Origin of the sequence: Algoriphagus marinus, from assembly GCF_001936475.1 — a bacterium.
Lineage (GTDB): Bacteria > Bacteroidota > Bacteroidia > Cytophagales > Cyclobacteriaceae > Algoriphagus > Algoriphagus marinus.
Genome location: NZ_MSPQ01000020.1, coordinates 25,004 through 49,134 on the forward strand (window position 1 = coordinate 25,004; position 24,131 = coordinate 49,134).

At 37.3% G+C, this 24,131-nt stretch carries 18 protein-coding genes; 7 read left to right on the top strand and 11 right to left on the bottom strand.

From position 1 onward, the window contains the following. The 4 genes from BVC88_RS20495 to BVC88_RS20510 all read right to left on the bottom strand — a co-directional run bounded on the left by BVC88_RS20495 (position 1) and on the right by BVC88_RS20510 (position 4,224). On the bottom strand, positions 1-471 hold the full coding sequence (locus BVC88_RS20495; protein WP_075352609.1) for a nucleoid-structuring protein H-NS: 471 nt from the start codon (positions 469-471) through the stop codon (positions 1-3). A gap of 637 nt (positions 472-1,108) precedes the next feature. After that, a complete protein-coding gene (locus BVC88_RS20500; RefSeq protein ID WP_075352610.1) occupies positions 1,109-2,071 on the bottom strand; it encodes an MraY family glycosyltransferase in 963 nt (320 codons plus the stop codon). 17 nt (positions 2,072-2,088) lie between these two features. Beyond that, positions 2,089-3,255: a non-hydrolyzing UDP-N-acetylglucosamine 2-epimerase gene (wecB, locus tag BVC88_RS20505; RefSeq protein ID WP_075352611.1), complete on the bottom strand. Its 1,167-nt coding sequence runs from the start codon at positions 3,253-3,255 to the stop codon at positions 2,089-2,091. 27 nt (positions 3,256-3,282) lie between these two features. Further along, positions 3,283-4,224: a hypothetical protein gene (locus tag BVC88_RS20510; RefSeq protein WP_075352612.1), complete on the bottom strand. Its 942-nt coding sequence runs from the start codon at positions 4,222-4,224 to the stop codon at positions 3,283-3,285. Between the two features lie 177 nt (positions 4,225-4,401). Here BVC88_RS20510 and BVC88_RS20515 point away from each other — a divergent pair, with 177 nt between their 5' ends. From BVC88_RS20515 to BVC88_RS20540, 6 genes are all read left to right on the top strand, one after another. Beyond that, entirely contained in the window at positions 4,402-5,214 is an 813-nt protein-coding gene (locus BVC88_RS20515) for a formyltransferase family protein (protein ID WP_075352613.1), read from the top strand. A gap of 2 nt (positions 5,215-5,216) precedes the next feature. Continuing rightward, positions 5,217-6,179 carry a polysaccharide deacetylase family protein gene (locus tag BVC88_RS20520; RefSeq protein WP_075352614.1) on the top strand — a complete coding sequence of 321 codons (963 nt, stop codon included), beginning with the start codon at positions 5,217-5,219 and terminating at the stop codon, positions 6,177-6,179. After that, on the top strand, positions 6,176-6,571 hold the full coding sequence (locus BVC88_RS20525) for a sugar 3,4-ketoisomerase (RefSeq protein WP_075352615.1): 396 nt from the start codon (positions 6,176-6,178) through the stop codon (positions 6,569-6,571). The genes BVC88_RS20520 and BVC88_RS20525 overlap by 4 nt, the downstream gene beginning before the upstream one ends. Before the next feature lie 61 nt (positions 6,572-6,632). Then, complete coding sequence (locus BVC88_RS20530; protein ID WP_245803693.1) at positions 6,633-7,004, top strand: sugar 3,4-ketoisomerase; 372 nt, start codon at positions 6,633-6,635, stop codon at positions 7,002-7,004. Beyond that, a complete protein-coding gene (locus BVC88_RS20535) occupies positions 6,958-7,536 on the top strand; it encodes an acyltransferase (RefSeq protein ID WP_075352617.1) in 579 nt (192 codons plus the stop codon). Before BVC88_RS20530 ends, BVC88_RS20535 begins: the two co-directional genes overlap by 47 nt. Further along, positions 7,533-8,633, top strand: coding sequence for a DegT/DnrJ/EryC1/StrS family aminotransferase (locus tag BVC88_RS20540; RefSeq protein WP_075352618.1), 1,101 nt, complete (start codon positions 7,533-7,535; stop codon positions 8,631-8,633). Before BVC88_RS20535 ends, BVC88_RS20540 begins: the two co-directional genes overlap by 4 nt. A 57-nt stretch (positions 8,634-8,690) precedes the next feature. On the opposite strand, the gene BVC88_RS20545 is transcribed toward BVC88_RS20540, so the two are convergent. From BVC88_RS20545 to BVC88_RS20570, 6 genes are all read right to left on the bottom strand, one after another. Continuing rightward, positions 8,691-9,458, bottom strand: coding sequence for a class I SAM-dependent methyltransferase (locus tag BVC88_RS20545; protein WP_075352619.1), 768 nt, complete (start codon positions 9,456-9,458; stop codon positions 8,691-8,693). A 194-nt stretch (positions 9,459-9,652) separates the two neighbouring features. After that, positions 9,653-10,534: a glycosyltransferase family 2 protein gene (locus BVC88_RS20550; protein ID WP_075352620.1), complete on the bottom strand. Its 882-nt coding sequence runs from the start codon at positions 10,532-10,534 to the stop codon at positions 9,653-9,655. Positions 10,535-10,563: 29 nt separating this feature from the next. After that, positions 10,564-11,685: a UDP-N-acetylglucosamine 2-epimerase gene (gene neuC / locus BVC88_RS20555; protein WP_075352621.1), complete on the bottom strand. Its 1,122-nt coding sequence runs from the start codon at positions 11,683-11,685 to the stop codon at positions 10,564-10,566. Continuing rightward, positions 11,682-12,473: a glycosyltransferase gene (locus BVC88_RS20560; protein WP_075352622.1), complete on the bottom strand. Its 792-nt coding sequence runs from the start codon at positions 12,471-12,473 to the stop codon at positions 11,682-11,684. The genes neuC and BVC88_RS20560 overlap by 4 nt, the downstream gene beginning before the upstream one ends. Beyond that, on the bottom strand, positions 12,466-13,503 hold the full coding sequence (locus tag BVC88_RS20565) for an N-acetylneuraminate synthase family protein (protein ID WP_075352623.1): 1,038 nt from the start codon (positions 13,501-13,503) through the stop codon (positions 12,466-12,468). The genes BVC88_RS20560 and BVC88_RS20565 overlap by 8 nt, the downstream gene beginning before the upstream one ends. Beyond that, positions 13,490-14,185 (bottom strand): acylneuraminate cytidylyltransferase family protein, encoded by a 696-nt coding sequence (locus BVC88_RS20570; protein WP_075352624.1) that lies wholly within the window; start codon positions 14,183-14,185, stop codon positions 13,490-13,492. Before BVC88_RS20570 ends, BVC88_RS20565 begins: the two co-directional genes overlap by 14 nt. Before the next feature lie 530 nt (positions 14,186-14,715). Between BVC88_RS20570 and asnB the strand changes: the two genes are divergently transcribed. Beyond that, entirely contained in the window at positions 14,716-16,593 is a 1,878-nt protein-coding gene (gene asnB / locus BVC88_RS20575; RefSeq protein WP_075352625.1) for an asparagine synthase (glutamine-hydrolyzing), read from the top strand. 80 nt (positions 16,594-16,673) lie between these two features. On the opposite strand, the gene BVC88_RS20580 is transcribed toward asnB, so the two are convergent. Next, positions 16,674-24,131, bottom strand: a 7,458-nt coding sequence (locus tag BVC88_RS20580; RefSeq protein WP_083639241.1) for a PKD domain-containing protein, incomplete at its 5' end; no start/stop codon positions are given.

Genomic DNA, 24,131 nt, shown 5'->3' on the forward strand with positions numbered 1-24,131 from the left:
TTATTTTCTTCTCAACTCAAGTTCAGACACTTTACCATTGGCATCTAATCTGATGTCGCTGATATAGTTTAGATTTTTCTTAGTGTCTTTAAGGTAATCCAAGTATTTCTTGATTGTAGTTGGCTCATCATAATCTTTGATGCCATTCTCTTCATGGATTACGATCAAAACAGGAGTTTCTTGATTAGAAAACATTCCCAATGCCTGCTGAATTGACTGGTTAGCTACAGTCACATTGCCTGCATTAGCTACACTGTTGAATGCATTTTCAAGATTTTCTGCAGCAATTTCCTCTGCAGATCTTGCTGGAGGCGCTGGAGGAGGTGTTGGTGCCACTTGCTCGACTTTAGCCGGAACAGGAGTTGGTTCCACAACCTTCTTTTTACTTTTACATGCGCCCATTGCAAGCATTGCAACCATAGCAATCAATAGCGAGCGATTTACCGAGAAGGAAATAAGTTTTTGCTTCATTTTAGGGTTTTAATTGTGATTTAAGGAAAAGGTTTTGTTTGATTTCTAATATTTGCTCGAAACTTGACCCAAAAGTAATAAAAATCAAATCTATAAGAGCAAATCCAATTCCAATTCCAAGAAGCTTTTTGTTAATAAAATTTAATCTGGTTTAAACGGTAAGTACCATTGTAAAATTTAAACATTTAGTAGGATTATTCTAGCTTACAGGATTTTCAAGAGACCTAAAGATTTAAAGGGGAAAAGTGCTGAAAAACCGCTCTTAAAACTTTAAAACATTCAAAAAATACCCATAAATGGGTATTTTTTTAACCGAAATTTGGGCCCAACTTTGATCCAGTGTTAAGTTTTATATCAGGCATAAGCCGAAACATAAAAGGCCTTGGGGATCCCAAGGCCTTTTTATTTATATTTTTTATTGCAAAATCAACTATTCAAAGGCCAAATGTGGCTAATTGTATTTTCCAATCGAATTGGGATCGACAATTCTTTTCCCATTAAAAAGCATCATCGAATTTATTAATTGCCCTTTGGATAGCAGTAATATGATCCGTCCAAAAGAAAATTAGGTTAACCTGAACTTAAGTGCAGTTTGCCCTTTAGGCCAGAAAATCATTTGGAGCTATCAGCGGCAAGGCTAATTCGAAACAGGGGCTTTATTTATACTACTCTTAACAAGCAAATACGCGATAGCTGTCCCAACCAATAATCCTATTGCCAAATAGAAATTCGGTAAACCTGTAGGAGAGTTAAAGAAAAGTAAAATATTAACCAGCAACTGAAGGAAGGAATAGAGAATAGCAATTAGAATGTGAGGGATTTTTTTCTGATTCACCAGAAGCTGATACAGGTGACTTCTGTGAGGTTCTGTCAACTTTTCTCCTCTACGGTATCTTTGAATCATCGTAAGAAATACATCTATTCCATAGATCATTAGAACCAAGATAACAGTCCAGCTCCCTGTTTTAATATACCATTGAGTCATAAAATATATCATGAGGTAAGCGATGGAAATACTTCCGATATCACCGGCAAACATGAGTGCCTTTTTTCTAAAGTTAAATAGCAGGAATACTAAAAGTGAAAGAAGAATATATTGAACAAGATCCTCATCAAAAATTTGCAGACTGACATTTAGGACCATTAAACTTCCGAAAAATACAATTCCGTAAACTCCTGTAATTCCATTAATTCCATCCATGAAATTAATCGCATTAATAATTCCCAATGCTATAAAGAAAAACACTGGCCAGGTGTAAGCTGGAAAAGTAGAGAACAAATCTAAATCATAGAAACTGAAGGAAATGGCTAGGAATTGGATTCCAAATCTCAGTTTTCGGGATAATTCATATAAATCGTCTAAAAGACTGATACCTGAAATCATAATCAAGCCCAGCAGCATCCAAGTATGCTGAAAGCCGAAGACAAACCACCAAAGAATCACTGCAAGCGGAAAAAGTATACCCCCTCCCCTTACTGTAGATTGAGTATGGGAACTACGATGGTTTGGAACATCAATGATCTTAAACTTTTTGGCAAGTTTTTGATAGATCAATGCCAGTACCAATAAAACTAAAAAGACTACAAAGTGGCTCAACATTAATTTTTTTTCTCAGGCTAAATAAACTCTAAAATTTTTGAGATTATACGTTCTGCAGCGAATCCATCTCCATAGGGATTTTTCTTCTGCGCCATATTTTGGTAAGAATCCTCATTGGTCAACAAATCGGAGGTGTACTCTATTATCTTATCCTTCTCAGTTCCAACCAACAGAACAGTTCCGGCTTCCACTGCTTCTGGCCTCTCGGTTGTATCCCGAAAAACAAGAACCGGTTTACCGAGGCCAGGGGCTTCTTCTTGTATTCCTCCTGAATCTGTCAATACAATATATGCTTGCTTCATAAGAAATATGAAGGGCAAATAATCCATTGGATCTGTAAAAATAACGTTTTTGGGTAATGAACTCGAATCAAACACATCAGAAACGGCCGATCTCACATTTGGATTTAAATGAAGAGGGTATAGAAAATCAACATCCGGATGAAGATTTGCCAGTTCTAGAATTGCTTCGCAGATATTAATAAACCCTTTCCCAAAATTCTCTCTCCTATGGCCTGTAATCAAAACCAATTTTCTTTTATGGTTAATCCAGGACAACAATTTCTCTTGGTGAATCTCAGGGAAATTTTCACTTAGGAAAACATCCCCTTCTTTTAAGGAATCTTCGATTTTCTCTACTGCAAGTTTTAAAGCGTCTATTACAGTATTTCCGGTAACATAAATATTATCAGGATTTACCCCTTCACTTATCAGGTTTATTTCTGTGGACTTAGTAGGTGAGAAATGATAAGTTGCTATTCTGCCTGTTAACTGTCTATTAATTTCTTCAGGCCAAGGGCTGTATATCTGATAAGTTCGAAGTCCAGCTTCTACATGGCCTACGGGGATTTTAAAATAGAAGGCACTAAGAGCAGCCGCCGAAGAAGAAGAGGTGTCACCATGAACCAATACTAAATCCGGGCTAGACTTCTTCAAGACTTCCCGCATTCCCATCATTGTATTTGTAAAAACGTCGAAAAGGTCCTGCTCTTTTTTCATGATTTGAAGATCATAATCAGGTTTGATTTCAAATAATTTCAAAACCTGATCTAGCATACCCCGATGTTGCCCGGTCACACAAATTTCTAAATCTACAAGGTGTTGGAATTTCCTGATCTCTAAAATCAAAGGCGCCATTTTTATTGCTTCGGGCCGTGTTCCAAAGACCACCAGAATTTTTTTCATTTTAAGAAAGGTAAAATATGCAGGTTTTTAGAAAATAAATTTCTCTAAATAATTTGCCTGCTTTTCAATTGTACAATAATCCTGAAAATACTTTTTCCCTCCAAAGCTAAGCCGATTTAAAGCAGAACTATCAGATAAGATAGGGTCTAATTCATCAGCTAAAAAGTTGGTATCTTTTATATAATAAATTTCGCTCCCGTGTTTTGGTAAAACCGGTAATTCAATTTTAAAAGGTAGGGAAACAACTGATACTCCCATATTAAGATATTCAGCAAATCTCCAACTGACCGCTCCCAAAACAGCGGGATTGTTAAAACCCAATACTGATTCTCTGCTAAGCTTTGTGAATTCCTTTGGAGAATAACTTTTTGAATTCAAGTAGCTGTCAAATCCTTGGTTCTTTCCGTCATTTCTTGAAATAAAACCTCCCTCGAATTCGATAAAATCACTTTCTATACAGTATTTTATGAAATCAGCTCTAGCCTTGTTTGCATCAGATTCTTTCTCCCAAATCGATCCGGAGAAAAAGACAAAATTCCTACTGCTCTTTTTGACCATTATATCAGAATAAAAAGGTCTTTTACTAATTCGATAGACTTCCAAAAAAAATCGAGGGTATTTTTTCAGGGGTAATTTAAACGCGAAAATGTTGAAAAAAAGAGTCTTAACATTAATCGGATAATGAGGAAACAAAGGAAAAACTTTCTCCTGGGAATAATCCGGATGATCGATCAGCTTGTTGGTTACAAAATAATAATCAACCAATTGGTATAAGGCAGGGTCAATTCCAACCGGATCATTATTATCAATTACTATAAGCTTATCATTTATTCCAAAGATTAATAATGGGGAAAAATCATATTTTTCGAATTCTGAAGAAGGGGTATAATTGATCTTTGCAAGAATTGAAAGTGATTTCAGGTAGTACGTGCAATAAAAATTGGGCACGTTTAGTAGATGCAAAATCATGTTAAAAACAAATTAGTGGAACTATATCTTTTAACATATTTTGAGTATTATATGATGTTTCTGATTAAAATTGAACGAAAATAGATAATTTAAGAAGACTAATCCACCTGTAAATACCAATTTTTTTAGATTTTTGCACTTGACTTAAAAATTAATGAAACAAATAGAGGCCTTTGAATGAATAAAGTAATAATTCTAACCGGGGATGAAAAGCGTCATGAATTTTTCAGGAAGTATATGGGATCTTCAAGACATTTTCAAGTTTTGAAAAGTTATTGTGAACAATCAGAACCAGAACGGATAATTAAATCAGGATCGACATCTGAATTACGTCGAATCCACTTGCAAAGTAGAAAACAAACTGAACTTGATTTTTTTGGAGTTTTTACAGAAAAGATTCAGGATCATTCTAACCCAAAATTTATTCCTAGGGGGATGATAAATGATCCAAAAATTCAAGAGGAAATAATTCTTCTCAATCCAGACTACATTTTGTCTTATGGTTGCTCAATCATTAAAGGTGATCTGATATCTGCTTTTCCAAACAGATTTATCAATATACACCTTGGGCTATCTCCTTATTATAGAGGAAGTGGTACTAATTACTGGCCTTTGGTAAATAAAGAGCCTCAATTTGTAGGTACTACATTTATGTACATAGATGAAGGAGTGGATACTGGACAAATAATTCACCAAATCAGAGGGCGGGTCTATCCTCTTGACACAGTACATACGATAGGAAACCGGTTGATTCAGGATACAGCAGCCGTTGCTGAAAAGATTATTGAAAATGCCGAAAAAATCATTGGCTTTGATGATTTACCCCTTCCGGAAAATGAACAAAGATATTATATGAATAAAGATTTTAGTGAAGAGTCCGTAGTGAAATTGTACAATAATTTTGAAAATGGGATGATTAGTGAATATCTTGAAAACGTAGAGAAAATCACGAAATCAAGTCCAATTATTCAAAATTCAAATTTTTTCTAATTATGAAAGCTATAATGTACCACTATGTAAAAGAGGATGACCCTAGCTTTCCGAATTTCAACCACTTACATATTGAAGATTTTAAAAAACAATTGGATTATCTGGGGAACAAGTTTGGCTTTGTGACCAAAAAAGATTTTCAAGATGCGCTAGAATCAGGAGATCCACCAAAAGGGGTGGTTTTAACTTTTGACGATGGATTGAAATGTCATTATGATCAAGTTTTTCCGGTGCTAAAGGAAAGAGGACTTTGGGGAATATTTTATGTAGCAACAGAAATGTATAGAACCCAAAAACTTTCGGATGTCCACCGTATTCATCTACTTTTGGGGCAAGAGAATAATCAAAAGATTTATGAGTATTTAAACGAAAAAATACCTCAGGATTATTTGGTAGATTTTGTGAGAGAGGATTTTAAAAAACTCACCTACACCAGACAGATAAATGACGATTTTACCAAAATGGTGAAAAAAATACTTAATTATTACATTTCATATACCTATAGAGAAAAGGTGATAGATGATTTGTGTGAGCTATTTTTGAAAAAGGAGGATTTGAATGTCCTTGATTTTTACCTAACTGCGGAAGAAATGGTAGAAATGGAAAATGCGGGTATGATCATTGGAAGTCATTCCGCAAGTCACCCAGTAATGTCGAAATTAGACTTGGAAACCCAGAAAATAGAAATACAATCTTCTTTTAGTGACTTAAAAAACTTTGGGTTAAAGCTCTCCTGCAAATCTTTCTGTTATCCTTACGGAGGGTTTCATACTTTTACAAAGGAAACAGAGGCCTTACTGGAAATGGAAAAATGTCGTTTTTCTTTTAATGTGGAGTCAAGAGATATTTCCAAAAAGGATCTGACGGAAAGAAAACAGGCCCTCCCGCGTTACGATTGTAATGAATTTCCATTTGGTCAAGTAAGAAGAATTGGAAAGGTTCATTCTTCAAGTTATTCAATATGAGTGTCAGAATAATAGAGTTTCCCAAAATTTCAGATCCCAGAGGCAACCTCACTTTTGTTCAAGGTTATGATCAGATCCCCTTTGACATTAAAAGAGTTTTTTGGACTTACGATATTCCGGGAGGTGAACAAAGAGGGGGACATGCTTATAAAACTCAAAGTGAAGTCATAATTGCTTTGAGTGGCAGTTTTGATATCATCATTACCGATAAATTTGGAGATACAACCAAATATTCCTTGAATAGGTCCTATTATGGGCTATATCTACCCCCAGAAACCTGGAGACATATGGAGAATTTTTCAACCAATTCATTTAGTCTTCACCTTAGTAGTCATGTCTTTGATGAGCAGGATTATATTAGAGACATTAATCTTCTAAGTTCTAATGATTGACTTTCGATACACTTCATTATCAGACTGTAAACTGATTGAGTTTGAAAAAAACCATAGGCTCATGGGGAATATCACCTCGATCAATGAACATAGTGAGGTGCCTTTTGCTATTAAGCGGGTTTATTACCTATATGATATACCGGGTGGAGAGTCAAGAGGAGGTCATGCACATAAGGGGCTTCAACAGCTAATAATTGCAGGAAGTGGAAGTTTTGATTTAGAATTAAGTGATGGTATTTCTAAAATGAAGATGCATTTGGCCAGACCTTATCAAGGAGTACTTTTACCCCCCGGAATCTGGAGAGAATTAGTAAACTTTTCCAGTGGGGCAATTTGTTTGGTACTTGCATCGGAGGTTTATTTGGAAGAAGATTACATTAGAAATTATGAAGAGTTCAGAGAATCAAAAATATTACCTCCACCCCAGCGCTGATGTCCAATCTCAGGAGATTGGTGAAGGGACTACCATTTGGCAATTTTCTGTAATTCTAAAAGGCGCAAAAATCGGTAAGGAATGTAACATCAACTGCCACACATTCATAGAAAATAATGTGGTTTTGGGAGATCAAGTGACTATCAAATCCGGCGTTTATCTTTGGGATGGATTACAAATTGAAAATAAGGTTATGGTAGGTCCTAACGTAACTTTTACAAACGATAAATACCCTCGCTCAAAGAACAAAGATTTTAAAATTGAAAAAACCATTTTGAGAGAAGGTTGTAGTATAGGTGCCGCAGCTGTGATTTTAGGTGGTGTTGAAATTGGAAAACACGCACTTGTTGCAGCAGGGGCCTTAGTGACCAAAAATGTGCCCGCTAGAGCGCTGGTCTTGGGGAATCCTGCAAAGCAGGTGGGCTGGGTGAATGAAGATGGAAGTAGAATGTATCAAAAAGGAGATGAATTTGAGGATCAATTCGGGACTCTTTGGCAAGTATTAAATAATGAATTGGTAAAAAAACTATGATCGTTCCTTTTTTAAAATTCGGAGGTATGCATGACCCAATCCGCGAAGAGATGATTGGTGCATTTACTGATTTTTATGATAGACAATACTATGTTTTAGGTTCTTCTTTAGAAAAATTTGAAAACGAATATGCATTATTCAATGAGGTAGACCATTGTGTTGGAATATCAAATGGTCTAGATGCAATCTATCTTTCCTTAAAGGCTTTGGGAATTGGACCTGGGGATGAGGTGATCGTGCCATCAAATACTTTCATCGCATCAGTTTTGGCTATCTCTTTTGTGGGAGCAAAACCAGTATTTGTCGAACCTGACAAGCACACCTACAATATTGATCCGACTGGTATTTCTAAAGTAATCACTTCAAATACCAAGGCTATCATTCCTGTACATTTATACGGGCAGGCTTGTGAAATGCAGGCTATCCAATCGATCGCCGAGCAGCATTCTTTATTTATTGTTGAGGACAATGCGCAAGCTCATGGAGCTAAATACCTGGATAAAATTACCGGGAGCTGGGGTGATATAAATGCAACAAGTTTTTATCCCGGAAAAAATTTAGGTGCACTTGGAGATGCTGGAGGAGTAACGACAAACAGTATTGAATTAGCTGCTGAAGTCCGAAAACTTCGCAACTATGGAAGTCGTGAAAAATACAAAAATGAGTCTATTGGTCACAATATGCGACTTGATGAATTACAGGCCGCATTTTTATCAATTAAATTAAAATATTTAAATAATTGGATTGCAGAAAGGCAGTCGATTGCAGCGCAATATAAAAGTAAACTAAGCTCCAACAAGCAAATTATTCTTCCTCAAACAGCAGAGGGTGCGACGCATGTTTATCACTTATTTGTCATTCGCCATCAATCCCGGGATTTATTACAGCAGCATCTACAGAAAGAAGGAGTAGGAACCTTAATCCATTATCCAACTCCCCCACATCTTCAGGAAGCTTATGCTGGGCTTGGATATCAAAAAGGAGACTTCCCTATTGCTGAAGAATTAGCTGAGACTTCCCTTAGTCTTCCTATTTGGCCAGGAATGGATGAAGAAATGATTGATTTTGTATGTCAAAAAATCAATGATTTTCAATAAGTTATGTACTAAAAAGAGTTGGGACCTATTGATTTATTAATTCTTAAGTCGATGGTTTTAATTATGCTTTTCCAGATTCAAGGAAGTTTTCAATTGATCAAAGGAAACCAAGTTTAACCACTCCTTCCTGTTTTTATCCAGGGAATCAAATTCATAAAATGGGTTAGAATTTTCGGTCAAGGCCTTACCAATTGGATGGGTTTTCGAAAATATCCCTACTCCCCAATCTGTGTCTACACAACATGAGTTTAGCTCTTTATTTTGTCTCCATTTGAAAAATGCCTTCCAAGTAGTCCCATTCCATTTAACAAGAGCCGGGGAAAGCATATGAGAATACGTTTCTCTTGCATGCCACTCACTTGGAGGGTTACAGTCATGTAAAACTAGAAATCCGTCAGATTTCAAATGTTTTAAAGAATTTTGGATATCTCTATCTACTTGTTCGGCCAAATGAAGACCATCGATGAAAATGACATCAAATTTGATTTGAGGGTTTAAGAGTTCTCCGTTTTGAAGTTTTAAAAAAAAGTCATCACTCGTAAAAGGAAAGTCGGCCTTATTGACATCTTGCTCATATCCAGGGTCTACACTGTATTTTTGCTTGGCTAGGATCTTAGAAAAATTGGAATTTGGGTCTCTAACTCCTATCTCCAAATAGCAGATATCTCTATTTAAAAACTTGATCAAATAATTAATTATATCGGTCCTTTTTGGCTTTTTCTTTTCCTCAAAGAGGCTTGATTCTTGGGTAGAAAGAAAATGTTTGCCTTGAAAAAACTGTCTACCAAAAGAAAAATAAGAATAGAAACGTTTTATGAAATTCATTTAGAAATGGGTTATTTCAAATGTAAATATTATTCTTTCATAATCTGTCCACATTCGATTAACCTTAGATCATATAGATAGAAGAGGCTTTAAAATCAGATTTTCACTCAATTTCTAGCAGATTATATATTCTTACTAGCGAGAGAGCCGATACATCTATTAGATCCTCTACTTAACTACAGGATCCAATGATTTTATTTCCTCTTAAGGAATCCACTGAATTTTCTTGTGAAATCTAAAAATAATGGTGGTATCAGAGATCTAAGAAGCGTTTTTCCCTTTTGGTAAAGCGGGCGATCAGAAAGTGTGGGAGAATATCCAAAAACAGCCTGATAATCTTTATTACTTCGGATGGTATAATTAAACTCTCTTCTTCTTTGAAGCATCTCTTCCCGCTGTGTGGTCATACTCGAAGAATGTAACCTCACCAGTACTTGAGCGTCTTGAGCATATCCGATATGATGAAATTTATAACCTTTTAAAGCACACCTGAAATTAAACTCCCAATCTTCGAAAGCTTTAAGATTTTCGTTCTGATATCCAACCTGAGTCAATACTGATCTTGGAAATAAAGGTGCACTTACTACAAAAGGATTTCTCTCTTTGAAAACCTCTAAAACGTCTGTCTGATCCCATCGGGAAATCACTACTTCAGTGAAGGCCCCATTTTTTCCAATTATGCGTTGATGATTTTTCCCTTCCTGATTATAGAAATACCTAGAACCGGAAACCGTAATAAGATCCCCTTCTATAAATGAAACGTGGTGGTTGAGTTTGTTTGATGATAAAACATCATCAGCATCCAAAAACTGAAAGAAATCACCTTTCGAAATTTTTAATCCTTTATTCCTGACATAACTAACCCCCATGTTTTTTGGAAGAGCAATCAATTTAAATCTTTGATCTTTCTTTACCCATGATTCTGCAATCGAAACACTTTGATCCAAACTTGCATCATCGACGATAATACATTCCCAATCCTGATACACCTGATCAGCCACGCTTTTCAGGCATTCATCTAAAAATTGACCCTGATTATACGATGCAATTATTATGGATATCAATGGCTTATGCATATCTCGAAAGTTACCTCACTTATTTCAGATTAGAGGTCATTAAAGAGTTTCTGATGGGAAGAATTCCAAAAGTTTGGATCTGATAGAATTTCATTAAATAGCATAAAGCTATCCCCCTTTCCAAAACCAAAAACAGGTTCGGATTTCCCCATTGTCCGAGCTTTTTCTATCGACTTTTGAATGGATTCCAAGTCAAAGTCAGCATGAATGATAGTCTCTCCAAAGGCTCTGTTTTGCTGTCTGGTACCTAGATTGATGCTTGGAATCCCATAATAAGGAGCTTCTCTAATGCCAGCACTACTATTTCCAATGATAAAATCGGATTTTTTTAAAATTGTGAGAAAGTATTCAAATCTTAGGGATGGAAATATTTTAAACCTGTTGTTATTAGAGAGTCTTTTAAATTCATCAAGAATTTTAGAAGTCCCCATATCATTGTTCGGATAGATTACCACATAGTTAGAGTCGTCCGCCAGGAGTGCGTCCACCAGGGTTCTGGCATACTCTCCAATCTGATTATACTCAGTGGTAACCGGATGAAACATTAAGACAGAGAACTTCCTAAATGGGATTTGATAGTAATCGCAAACAGTATCCAGATCAGGTAATTTATCGGAAAACATAATATCTATGTCGGGCGAGCCGATTACAAAAACCTGATTTTCCAATTCCCCCATTTGAATGAGTCGTTTTTTAGCCTGCTCATTCGACACAAAATGGATATGACTTAGTTTACTCACAGAGTGTCGGATCAATTCATCGATAGTACCGGAAACTTCTCCCCCTTCAATATGGCCAACAAGAATATTATTCAAGGCTCCTACTATGGCTCCGGCTAAAGCTTCTACTCTATCACCATGTACCATTATCAAATCCGGCTTATTTTCTTTGACAAAGCCTGATAGCCCATCAATGGTTTTTGCCAAAGTAAGATCCATACTTGCTTCAGAAGTATAGTTGATGAATTTGAATATATTTTTGAATCCTGATTTTTCAATTTCAATTACGGTCTCTCCATATTGCTTATGCATATGCATACCTGTAGCGAAGATATGGACCTCAAATTCAGGATTATTTCGACATACTTCAATCAAGGATTTGATTTTACCGAAATCTGCCCTGGTTCCAGTCAGAAATAATAATCTTTTCATTTATTTTTTGATTGTTCGAAGAGGACGTACCGCAAAAGGAAAAACCCGGTTTTAAAAACATAAAAAGTTTCTACTAGAAAAATCTTTAAATAACCGAACCAGCTTCTTCCCATTTTAAGGAAGACTTGACCTATTGTGACTTTTTTCCCCCATATATCCCTATTTCCTAATGTTTCGTCCTTAAATCTTTTGTAATTGGAAGCCTGAGTTCTTTTGAGATCATAACAAAATACCGCGGGAACCATTTCAATATCATAGCCCTCATTTAATACTCTTAGCGTCCATTCCTTATCCTCAAAAGTCACAATATCATCTTGAAAAGGATGTTTTCTCCATACCTCTTTGGAAAAAGCAGAGCCACAAAACATTAATCCTGCCAGATTAGGCTCATCTTTTGATTTTACTCCATTGATCATTAGTTTGTAATCACCTGATCTATGAACAGCTCTTACTCCAGCGAGGTTATCGTTCTCGTTGAATTTGGCTTTTATAATCTGAAAGAAATCCTGGCTCACCGGAAAGGAATGTGCACTAAACATGACTACAATTTCATGTGATGCTGAAGTAGCCGCGAGGTTAGCACTACTTCCATAGCCGAAATCCACGATAGTGACGACTTTTGCCCCCATCTCTTCTGCTATTTGGATACTTCCATCGGTAGACTCATTATCAATCACTATGATCTCATCGATATCCTCTTTATACCGATTATTTAAATTCTTAAGCAAGAATTTAAGACTATCCTTCTGATTTTTATTTCGGATGAGAACCGAAACTTTCTTACTCATAGTCAGAGAATTTTAGGTGCTGATCTTTTTTGATGAAATTTTTTGAGTTTTTCCCCAAGACTTCATTAAATCTCTCAGCCAAAACCTGACCAGTTCCTGGTCTTTTTACCCAGATATTATCCTTTGTAAACTCCTCTCCTTCTTTAATATCTTTAATTGCCACAACAGTAGCAAAAGCAAAATCGCTGGTTACCTTTTCCTCTTTGGCAGGTTCTTTCTTTCCACCTCGCATTTGAAAGATCAGATTTGAGCCTTTGATCAGTTCTGCAGTTTCTGATTCATCCATAGAACAAATAATATCCGGTCCATTTCTATCCATGGAATCAGTAAAATGCCTTTCCAAAATAGATGCTCCCAAAGCTACAGCAGCAAAGCAAGCATGATTGCTAACCGTATGATCACTAAGGCCTACAGGTATTCCTGGAAAAGTCTCCATTAACTGTTGCATAGCACCTAATCTTACCAAATGATAAGGAGTAGGATATAAATTGGTAGTATGCAGCAAGGCCAAGGGAACATCAAATTTGCTGATTGTCTCCACTGACTTTCTTACACTTTCCAAAGTGTTCATTCCTGTACTTAGGATCATTGGTTTTCCAAAGGAAGCGATGTGCTCTAAGAGTGGCAGGTTATTACACTCTCCACTACCAATTTTGAAGGCCGGAACATCCATTGCCTGAAGGCGGTCAGCTGCTGCTCTTGAAAATGGAGTGGAAATAAAAATCATCCCTTTGGACTCCACATAATTTTTGAGTCGAATCTCATCCTCTTCATTTAGTGCACAGCGCTCCATAATCTCATATATGGACACTTTTGCGTTGCCGGGAATTACATTTTTGGCTTCCGCACTCATTTCATCTTCGACAATATGAGTTTGATGCTTGAGAACTTCTACACCTGCTCTAGCCGCAGCATCCACCATTTCAAAAGCTGTTTTCAGACTTCCTTCATGATTAATACCTAATTCAGCGATTACTAAGGGAGGGAAATTTATTCCAATTTCTCTGTCTTTTATTTTAAAAGGTTTCATTTATATAATTTTCTATTAAATATTCTGCGAGAATAAGATCATCCGGCTCATCTATATCTACTTGAGCATAGATATGGTCCATTACCATGGGAAACACATCGTCACCAATGATTTTTTCAGCCTGAAGGAGTAAGTCTACTTTAGTGATATAGAGAAGTCCATTTTCAAAGAACAAAGGCTCAAGATCCTGCATTCTCTGACCTGGAAGATAGTTTTTGGGAAAGAAGTAATCCTTATCTATGGATCCAAACTTCTTATTGAGTCGACTAAACGTACAAAGACTTGATCTATCTGAGGAATTGAAAATCTCAAGACTTTTTGAAAGTAGTTCTGTCGGTCTAAGCGGATTTGTGACCTGTAATAAAATAACTGCATCACAGGCAATATTCTTATTTTGAAAAAATACCACCTGATCCCGTAGCACTGCCGCTGTGGATGTGAGGTCGCCTGCCAATGCCTCTTCTCTACGATAAGTATTAACATCAAATCCTTTGGCTAGTTCCAACAGCTCTTCATCATCCGAATTTATCCAGATCTGATTGGCGGGAATTCCTTCTTTGAGCGCAAATTCAATAGAATGCTGGAACAAAGGTTTTCCGGCTAAATGTGTTTTATTTTTTCCTGGAAATCTTTTTGATCCTTTTCGAGCGGGAATAATTACCTGATAGTTCAGTAGGGACATGCTGGATTTCGAAAATCACTTTGTGCTTTTACCTTATGGGATAATTTTCAAAAATACTTTAAAAAATCTAAAAGAAGGTTACATTGCCTTTAGATTTTGATCCAAAACACAAACCTGTTCATTTGCAAAAGTTATTTTTGCTTTTGAAACCTAGTTTTCGAAAAACAAGTTTAGTGGAAATAAAGCTTTAAATGAAGCAGCTTCAACGGAGTGAAAAACTCATAAATTCTTAAATTTTTCGCAGTTCGATTAATCAAGTGCTTCTCTGTGAATTTCCACAGGTAATTTTATAAAATTTCTAAAAAAAATTAAAAATAATTAAGTCGAAGTTTATGGGACACTAATTGAGAAAATCAATTTCAAAACACTGAATTTCAATTAGTTAAAAATTAATATTCGAATCAAAAACAAACCACGATTAATAATTATTGTTTTATAATTGCATTCACAAAATATTATTCTTTTAGGTCAGATTTTGAATTGAAAAATTCCCTCTACATTCGCGTCAAATTTCTAATCTCTTACATTTTATGTGTGGAATTTCAGGTATTGCAAGCTATTCTTCAAGGCCAGAGAATACCAAAGAATCTGTAGAGAAAATGTGTAAAATCCTCCATCACAGAGGACCTGACAACACCACTATCTCTTCTTACAAAGATGCCGTATTTGGGCATAACCGCCTCTCCTTAGTCGATTTGAACGAAAGGTCAAACCAACCATTTGAGAATGATAAGTTTGCCTTGGTCTTCAACGGTGAGATCTACAATTATCTTGATCTTAAACAGGAGTTGATACAGAACCATCAGCAGGTTTTTGTAACCACCTCGGATACTGAGGTGTTATTCTTTGGGTTAATTCATTGGGGTCTGGAGTTAACTCTAAAAAAACTCAAAGGAATGTTTGCCTTTGCTTTCTATGATTTTCTTGAGGGCAAAGTCTTACTCGCAAGAGATCGTACAGGAATGAAGCCCCTATTTTATAGTACAAAAAATAGTAAACTAATCTTTTCTTCTGAATTAAAAGGGATATGGTGTCTAGACGAGTACAGGAATCTCAACGACAGATTCTTGAGTCTGGCAGCTTTTGGGGAATATGAATACTCAAGAATTATCACTGCGCTGACAAATGTAAAACAATTGGAACCAGGTACTTTTTTGGTTTATGATATACCTACAGGAAAAAGTGAAATTGAGTTTTACTTCAGAATGTCAGACTATGTCTCAGAAGAAAAATTCCTAAAAAGAGAACTTCAAAAAGAATCTGAAGTACATTCTGAATTTGAAAATATTTTCACTAAAACTGTCCATTCGGTCATGGCTGCAGATGCCAAAATGGGTGCCTTTGTCAGTGGTGGTGTTGATTCCTCCCTATGTGCGGGAATCGCTTTTCAAAAAAGCCCAATTTCCTTATTCACGTCTAACGTTGTAGGAAAACATTCTGAACTTGAAAACTCAACCTATTTGGCTAAAGTATTAGATGCCGAATTACATCAACATGATTTTACTCCTGACTTGTTTCTGAAACTATGGGCAAAAACAACTTGGTATTATGAATCACCTATTCTATCTCATCCAAATGCAATCCCATTTCAATTTGTAAGCCAACTGGCAAATACAAATTCCTGTAAGGCAGTGTTAACCGGTGAGGGCTCTGATGAACTTTTCCTAGGCTATCCGAGACTGCTAACCCGCAGGCTTGATAAATTTATTCAGTTCCCTTTCACATTAATTACTAGTGTGTACAAGAAAGTACCTGGCCTGCCTCGCTACCTCAATCTTGATAAGAACAACTTCCAAGAAGATTTTTCAAAACTGTTAACAGGATATGAATTCTCAGAAAAGGAAGTAAAAAACCAGGAAGTCTACGGGTTTATAAAGGATAAAAATAATCAGATTGATCAAGCTATGACTTTGAACATGCTGGAAAGAAGCATTCATAGCTTACTTTGGAGAAACGATCGAATGGGAATGATGCATAGTATTGAATCAAGATTTCCCTTTTTATACGAGGATGTTCTAGAGTTCGCAGTTAACCTTCCCGTAAAATATAAAGTTGGGAATAGCTCCAAATTCCACAATTTCAAACACCCATTCCGTATTGATAAGCACATCGTCCGAAAATTAACCCAAAAGGTTTTAAACGAAAAGCTTGCCTACATCCAGAAAAAAGGATTCCCAGTTTCGGGGCTTATGAATGTTCAAGTCGAAAAAGACTTTTTCAAAAACGGTTTTTTGGAAACAGCTCTTGATCTCAACGAAAAAAGTCTAACCCTACTTAAAAGAAATTGTCATCCTTACTTACTGGCCAAGTTAGCTTCAGTAGAAATATGGGGAAGTCTTTTCTTTTCAAATCAGTCTATGGAAGAAGTTGAGGATAGGATTATGAGTCATATTAAAATGGTTCCTTGATATAGATGAGGCTTAAAAAAAAACGGATAGCTGCTTAGCGGCTATCCGTTTTTTTTACCATTTATGACAGGCTTGGAAATTTATCTAATCAGAATAAATACTCCAGCTTTTTCAATTTTTATACCATTTCTAGAGGTAAAAATTCCTCTATACACATAATTTCCATTTGGTGCGTCCTTTCCATTAAGTGTTCCATCCCAACCTATGTCTTCTAGTGAAGTGGCCTTATAGATCAATTCACCCCATGTGTTAAAGATGTAGAATTCCATACTTGCAATCCCTCTATATTCAGGTTTGAAATATTGGTTTTTATTACCCTTTGGAGTAAATGCATTTGGTATAATAACTTCAAAATCATCTATGACGTTGACTACCATTTCATAAATAGATTCACATCCTATGTCATCTACTACTCTTAGCTTGACGTTAAATGAACCAACTTCATTATAGGTGTGAACCGGATTCTCTTCATTACTTGTAAATCCATCTCCAAAATCCCAATTCCAAATCACTGCATTACCTCTAGAGAGATCATTAAAATAGACATCTTCACCCAAGGGGATATCTTCATTTTGGAAGATATTTCCTCCACCAAAATCAACAAGATAATTAAACTCAGCTTCAAGTAAACTTTGTGAAATGATGACAAGAATACGTTGAGGCTGATTCCAACAAGAGGTTCCTTTAACCGCACTGCTTACTCTATAATCACCCGAAAGATCTACAGAATCCAATTCATCAAGTCTCATTGGTGATCCATTTGGTGAAACTACATTGTAATCGTATACAGCCGGATTAAATCCTTCAATATAGGCAGTGAGATCAACTGTGCCTGTTGGATCACAAACAATTGATGGGTTTGAAACTCTAAGATTTGGAATTTCAATCACCTTTACTTGCGCTTTTTCAGGAATTGTACTACAAATATCTGTTCCACTAGCCAAAACAAAATACTCGTATGGTGTTGATTTGGCAGGAAGTCCTGCTACAGCTAAATGTCCTTCCGGAGAAATCGAGTAGGTAAGATCGCCAGAAGCACCTACCGGAATAGGATTGGTAGCTTGGGCATCAAAATACCATGTAAATTGGGTGTCGCCGTTATTAACCAATGTTGTTGGAATCAATGTGGCTATCTCGCCCTCACAAATACTTACATCATCGACCAGAATTGGAGTTGGGATATTTTCAACTTGTACCAAATTATCAAAAGTGATACTACAAGAACCTGCATCCCTTACTTGTATAGAGTAGGTACCTGCGCCTAAGCCAGTGAAGGAGATTGAACCATCAGCTTGCGTATTCTGAGTAGAAATCACCGTAGAGTTTCTTATCAAATCCACTTCATACCCTCCAAATCCACCTATTAAGCTAAAGCTAATTGAACCGTCTGATTCCCCACAAGTCGCATCGATTTGGATTAAATCTTCAACCTCAATTGGACTGGCTGGACCAGTCACCTCTTGATCCGAAATAATCAAATCACAACCTTGACCAGAACGAACAGTAACAGAATAAATACCCTGAGGCACATTAAACACATTAGAACTTTGGAAATTCACTCCATCTAAGCTGTATTGAAGACCGCCGGATCCGCCTGATGCATTGACTGTGATTATTCCTCCTTCACCAAAACACTGCTCAGCTGTGATAGAAATAGTTACATTTGGCACCTCATTGACTTGGACTAAAGAATTTTCAACAAAACCCGGACAAACATCCGGTCCCGTAGCTGTTGCATAGAATGCATAAGGACTGGAACTATAAGGAAGACCTGTAATCGTCAACTCCCCGGTCGCAGAAATTTCATAAATCACTCCATCTGAAGCTGGGTTTGGACTCGAGATTATTGGTTGGTTACCTGCTTGATCAAAAAACCATTGAATCGTAAAATCAGATACAGGAGGATCCAATCTAGGGATCAAGGTCACAGGAGAACCCTCACATATTTCTTCATTTTCAATCAGCAATTGCGTTGGTCCATCAACCAATTCTATGATGTCAGAAACAATTGTACAACCCTTATCATCAATCACTTCAATAGTATATTGACCAATGCCAAGATCATTAAGGCTGAAAGAATTTACACTCTGAGAAAAGGAGTTAAGCAGTAGACCATCTTTAAATACATTTACCGTGTAAGGAGCCCATCCTCCAGTAATTTGTCCTTGTATTTTTCCATTATCAGCGCCACACCCTGGGTCTAGTTGAGTTATTCCAGAAAGTAAAAGTTCTGAGTCAGGTCCTTCAATTGTAATAGGAATTATTTGATTACAGCCCGCAGGAGTCAAAACTTCAAGAGAATAATTACCAGCTGCAAGTTCAAGCGCCTCTAATTCTGAAAGCGTAAGGGCAGCAGCACCATCCAATGAATAAGTATATTCAGGCATATCACCTGAAATCGATAGTATTTTACCATCTGTTCCCCCAAAACATGAGACTGGAGAAGTCTCAAATACCATGTCAGGGTTGTCAAATACAGTTACCTCAACTTTGATCTCCTGTCCAGTACAAACAACATAGAAATAGAAGTCATGTACACCAATAGGTAGATTAGCTATTGTCAATTGAGGATTAATCCAATCCGTATCATCTATAGTATAAATAATAGAAGCATCATCAGGATCAGGTCCATTAGAAATCAAGCCTACTTGCCCAGCATCCTTGTACCACATGATATCTGTGGGAGAAGTAGGTACAGGAGGATTAGGAGCAATGAAAACAGGACGAATTGTAGCTTCCTCTCCGATACAAATATCGATTGGAGGTACTAATTCATAAACAGGATCAGGCAGTTCGTCGATTACAAAAGAAAAAGTCTCTGAACAACCGTTGCTATCTGTAATTGTAATAAAATACTCACCTGGAAAAATATCTTCAAGTCCAGTCAAAGTTCCGTTGGAAAGAAGTTCTCCTGAAAGGGCGTCGTCTTTTCTCCATTCAAAAGAATAACTTCCTGTCCCGCCAATCACCTGCAAATTCCTGATTGCACCATTAGGCAGATCACAGGAGGCGCTGATCAGATCAGGAGTATTAATTTCAATTTGAGTAGCTGTAGTTTCAATAAGCACATTAGGGAAAGTGGTCAAGAAACCAACAGTAATTGAAGGATCGGTAATGTAAACGGTATAGGTACCTACCGGTAAATTTTCAAAGACCGGTGAGGATTGCCAAGTGATTCCATCAAGACTAAAGCTCAATGGAGGATTACCACCCACAATATTTTCTACAGAGATACTACCATCACTTCCTCCAAAGCAGGTTACCGGAGTGCTGACAATATCTGCAGTCAGTGGAGATTTCACAACTACAATCGCTTCTGTAATAGTCACGCATATACCTGGTCCACTTATTTCATAATAATAAGTGTATGTTCCTGGATTGAGGCCAGTAATTGTAAGTACGTCGTTAGCATCTATTTCATAAATAACCCCATCTGGAGCTGGGTTTGAATCGGAAGTTATGATTTGAGTTGCAGTAGAATTAAAATACCAGGACAAGGTAAACACTGCACCACTTGGAATAGTGAGGTCAGGGGTTAAGGTGGCCACCTCTCCTAGCATGATTTCTTCCAACAATGGATTAGATCCGATTAAGATACCTGATTCATTTACCAAGGTGAAAAGATCAGTTTCTATTTCAGAACATCCGTTTTCATCCGTCACTTGAATTGAATAATCCCCTGGAGAAAGTCCTTTTACCGTATACTCTTGCCCGTTTTCAATAAAGTTAAAGTTCGAGTCATTTAACAGTTGGCCGTTAATACTGATACTATAATCTCCCGTTCCACCAATAACTTCAAAGGTAATTTGACCATTGTCTTCATCACAAGATGGATTGACAAAGTCAAGGTCGTTAATGATCAAATCGGCAGGTTCAAGAATTTCAAAATTCAGCAGTTGAGGGCAACCAGAAGGAGTTGCAACTTCAAGCGAATAAATTCCTGGCGTAAGATTTACAAAGATCCCAGTAGAGTTGGACTCTCCATTGCTAAGTGTGTAGCTATAAGATGGGTCATTACCTGAAGAAATCTGAATTGAACCATCATTTGCCCCAAAACAGGAAATATTAGAAATATCTATAGTCACGGCAGGAAGAGCTACTACTGTGACGGTAGCCTCTGTCACCTGAGTACAGATTCCAGGTCCACTTATTCTCAAATAATACTTATAATCTCCTGCCTGCAAATTACTTATGCTCAAAACACCCTGAGCATCGATTTGATAGATGATGCCATTTGCATCAGGTGTTGGAGAAGAATTGATTATTTGAGTAGTAGCAGCATCCTTATACCAACGCAAAACTGGTGTGACTCCACCTGGCAAAGTAAGGTCCGGAGTCAACTGGGCAGTCTCACCTTCACAGACTTCATCAGAGACAGGATTTGAAATAATATCAATCCCGGCATTATTTGTTAAGGAAAACAAATCCGTTGACTCGACCTCACAACCGTTCGCATCAAGTACACGAATCGAGAATTGTCCAGGAGCAAGATTTTGTAAAGTATAAACTCCTCCCGCTTCAGTGAAGGAAAAATTGGATGAGTTTAGAGCATCGCCATTGACGAAGATATCATAAGCTTGGGTTCCACCTGAAATCTCAAATCTGATTTCACCATTGATTGCATCGCAAGTAGGATCGGTGAAGTCTACAGCAGCGATTAAGAGTTCTTGAGGTTGAACAATCTCAACATCTACCGTTTGAATACAGCTGGTTCCATTACTGATTTCAATAGTATAATTACCAGCTGGTAAATTCTGGAATTCCCCGTTGGTATTAGTTTCTCCGGTATTAAGCGTATAAACATAGCCTGCCAAACCTCCAGACTGCACTCTTATTTCCCCGGTAGTTTCACCAAAACAAATGATATCTGTTTTTTCAAAAGTTACCTCCGGAGTAAAATTGACTTTTAAGTCAACTTCAATCTTTGGAATAGGGCAAACCAAATCTCCTGTTACCTCAAGGAAGAATTTATAAGGTGTATCTGAGGCAACGACGCCAGTCAACTCCAGTTCACCTGATCCATTTATTACAGCTGTCCCTCCGAATAATTGATCTCCATCGGTAATTTGAACCTCATTTCCTGATTGATTTTCATAATACCAAGTATAAGCAGGAGAAGAACCTGCCAGATTAACCACCACAGGTCTCAGAATCCCTGTATTCGCCAAGCCAGAAACTGGATCAAAAGCACAAATTTCATCCCCTTTAGCACTGAATTCAGGAACTTCCAATGGATCTAAAGTCACAGCAAGAGTTGCCGAAGTACAGTTTTTAGAATCATTCAGCTCAAAGGTATAAGTACCTCCTGCCAAATTTTGGATTATCACTTCAGTTCCATCTACTGAAGGATCAAATCCTGTCACAGCGATACCATTCATGGTAAGCGTATAATCAGGATTTCCTCCCAAAAGGCTTAATCGAATTTCTCCATTTTCCAGACTACAGGAAGGATCTAATTCAGATACCAGTTGTATTTCGAGGAGTCCAGAAGGCTCTTCAACAACTAAACTAACTACTTGCGGGCATCCTGCAGGTGTTAAAACTTGAATTTCATAAGTTCCTGCAGCAAGATTTAGAGCTTCCAAATCAGTGATTGAAATTGGAGATGCTCCATCTACCGAGTAGGTATATTCAGGAGTAGTACCCGAAATAGATCTGATCTTTCCATCTGTACCGCCAAAGCAACTGACTGGGTCTGTCTCAAAAACTACATTAGGCTTATCAAATACTTCAACTTCAATTTTGATTTCCTGACCCGTACAGACCACATAGAAATAAAAATCATGAATGCCTATAGGTAAGTTTTCAATTTGAAGAACTGGGTTTAGCCAATCCGTGTCATCAATAGTGTAAACAATGGAAGGATCTGTTGAATCCGGGCCATTACTTATTAAATCAACCTGATTTGCTTCTTTATACCATCTTATCTCTGTTCCTGCTGAAGGAGGCAGACTAGGATCCGGAGCAATATGTACAGGCTTGATTTCAATTAATTCCCCTAGGCAATTATCTATTGGATCGACTAGTTCATATACAGGATCAGAGGCTATTCCGACAGTATATTCAAAAATCTCAATACATCCTTTCTCATCCGTGATAATTAGGAAATAATCTCCGGATGCTAAGTCCTCAATTCCTGTAATTGTCCCCTGAGCCAAAACCTGACCATTTTGTGGATCATCTTTCCTCCATTCAAAGGTATAATTACCCCAGCCCCCCGTCACCAAAACGTCACGAACTGCTCCATTATCCAAACCGCAAGAAACAGGTAGTGTGACCGCTTGGTTTTCTTCAATTGGCCCAGATGGAGTATCTACAATTAAATCTGGAATCTGGAGTTCACAGCCATTTAATCCACTATCATCTCTTACAAAAACTGTATAATTTCCAGCTGGAAGATTTTCGAAAAGTGTGTTAGTCTGCCATGTATTTCCATCCAAGCTAAATTCATACACTCCACTTCCTCCAGATGGAGTATCCACTTGAATTGTTCCCGAAGGATCCCCAAAACAAATAACCGGAGTAGCGCTAGCATTCGTTTGGATTGGAGGAACAACTGTAACCGTGGCCTCTGTGACAAAATCACAAATATTGTCTCCAGAGATTACCAGATAGTAAGTACTGGTACCTACAGGTAAGCCCGATATACTTAAGGTACCAGTTCCTGAAATCTGGTAGATATTCCCATCAGGCGCAGGGCTAGTGGATGAAGTGATTTCTTGTGTAAGCGAATTATCGAGGTACCAATTCAAAACAGGGCTTGCACCAGCTGGAACTGTCAATTGTGGAGTAAGTTCAGCAGTTCCTCCTTCGCAAATCTGATCCTCCATAGGGAGTATGCTAATTGCAAACCCATCATCATTGACTAATTCAAAAAGATTTGGAGCATCAACGGGACAAGAGTTTGCATCAATAACAGCAATTGAATAAAAGTCTGGAGCCAAACCTCGAATAGTGTAAGTGTCGCCACTGATAGCCACATCAAAATTTGAAGTATTTAATTCAGTTCCATTAACTGTGATTTCATACTCCTTTATACCTCCAATGATGTCAAAAACAATTTCACCATTGGCAGCTCCACAGGTCGGATCTTTAGAATCAATAGCATTTATTAAAAGCTCAGCCGGTTGATTGATAGTATAATCCAGAATTTGAGAACATCCCAATGCACTTGTAATAGTAACTGTATAATCCCCAGCAGGTAAACCTGAGAAAATTCCAGTATTGTTGGTTGCACCATTGCTCAAGGTGTAAGTATGCCCAGCTTCAGAACCTGAAATCAAATTTATAGACCCTGTACCACCAAAACAAAGCACATCTAGGACTTCAAAATCAGTGACTGGCAAAGGATTGACAGTGATATCAATTGGGAAATCCAGATCACAACTTCCTCCTCCCCTTACTTCCAGAGTAAAAATATAATCTGCTGGGGCAATATTTTCTAAAGTCAGCGTCGGAGGCTCAATCCCAATTCCAGGTGTGACGGTATAGGTACCTCCAGCAAAATTTCCGCTAGATCCACTCAGGGCAACTCCACC

Coding starts and splice junctions, on each gene's coding strand:
- BVC88_RS20525 (WP_075352615.1), top strand. CDS start 6,176: ATGAGTGTCAGAATAATAGAGTTTCCCAAAATTTCAGATCCCAGAGGC.
- BVC88_RS20565 (WP_075352623.1), bottom strand. CDS start 13,503: ATGAAACCTTTTAAAATAAAAGACAGAGAAATTGGAATAAATTTCCCT.
- BVC88_RS20570 (WP_075352624.1), bottom strand. CDS start 14,185: ATGTCCCTACTGAACTATCAGGTAATTATTCCCGCTCGAAAAGGATCA.
- BVC88_RS20520 (WP_075352614.1), top strand. CDS start 5,217: ATGAAAGCTATAATGTACCACTATGTAAAAGAGGATGACCCTAGCTTT.
- BVC88_RS20545 (WP_075352619.1), bottom strand. CDS start 9,458: ATGAATTTCATAAAACGTTTCTATTCTTATTTTTCTTTTGGTAGACAG.
- BVC88_RS20500 (WP_075352610.1), bottom strand. CDS start 2,071: ATGTTGAGCCACTTTGTAGTCTTTTTAGTTTTATTGGTACTGGCATTG.
- asnB (WP_075352625.1), top strand. CDS start 14,716: ATGTGTGGAATTTCAGGTATTGCAAGCTATTCTTCAAGGCCAGAGAAT.
- BVC88_RS20530 (WP_245803693.1), top strand. CDS start 6,633: ATGGGGAATATCACCTCGATCAATGAACATAGTGAGGTGCCTTTTGCT.
- BVC88_RS20560 (WP_075352622.1), bottom strand. CDS start 12,473: ATGAGTAAGAAAGTTTCGGTTCTCATCCGAAATAAAAATCAGAAGGAT.
- wecB (WP_075352611.1), bottom strand. CDS start 3,255: ATGAAAAAAATTCTGGTGGTCTTTGGAACACGGCCCGAAGCAATAAAA.
- BVC88_RS20495 (WP_075352609.1), bottom strand. CDS start 471: ATGAAGCAAAAACTTATTTCCTTCTCGGTAAATCGCTCGCTATTGATT.
- BVC88_RS20535 (WP_075352617.1), top strand. CDS start 6,958: ATGAAGAGTTCAGAGAATCAAAAATATTACCTCCACCCCAGCGCTGAT.
- BVC88_RS20540 (WP_075352618.1), top strand. CDS start 7,533: ATGATCGTTCCTTTTTTAAAATTCGGAGGTATGCATGACCCAATCCGC.
- BVC88_RS20510 (WP_075352612.1), bottom strand. CDS start 4,224: ATGATTTTGCATCTACTAAACGTGCCCAATTTTTATTGCACGTACTAC.
- neuC (WP_075352621.1), bottom strand. CDS start 11,685: ATGAAAAGATTATTATTTCTGACTGGAACCAGGGCAGATTTCGGTAAA.
- BVC88_RS20550 (WP_075352620.1), bottom strand. CDS start 10,534: ATGCATAAGCCATTGATATCCATAATAATTGCATCGTATAATCAGGGT.
- BVC88_RS20515 (WP_075352613.1), top strand. CDS start 4,402: ATGAATAAAGTAATAATTCTAACCGGGGATGAAAAGCGTCATGAATTT.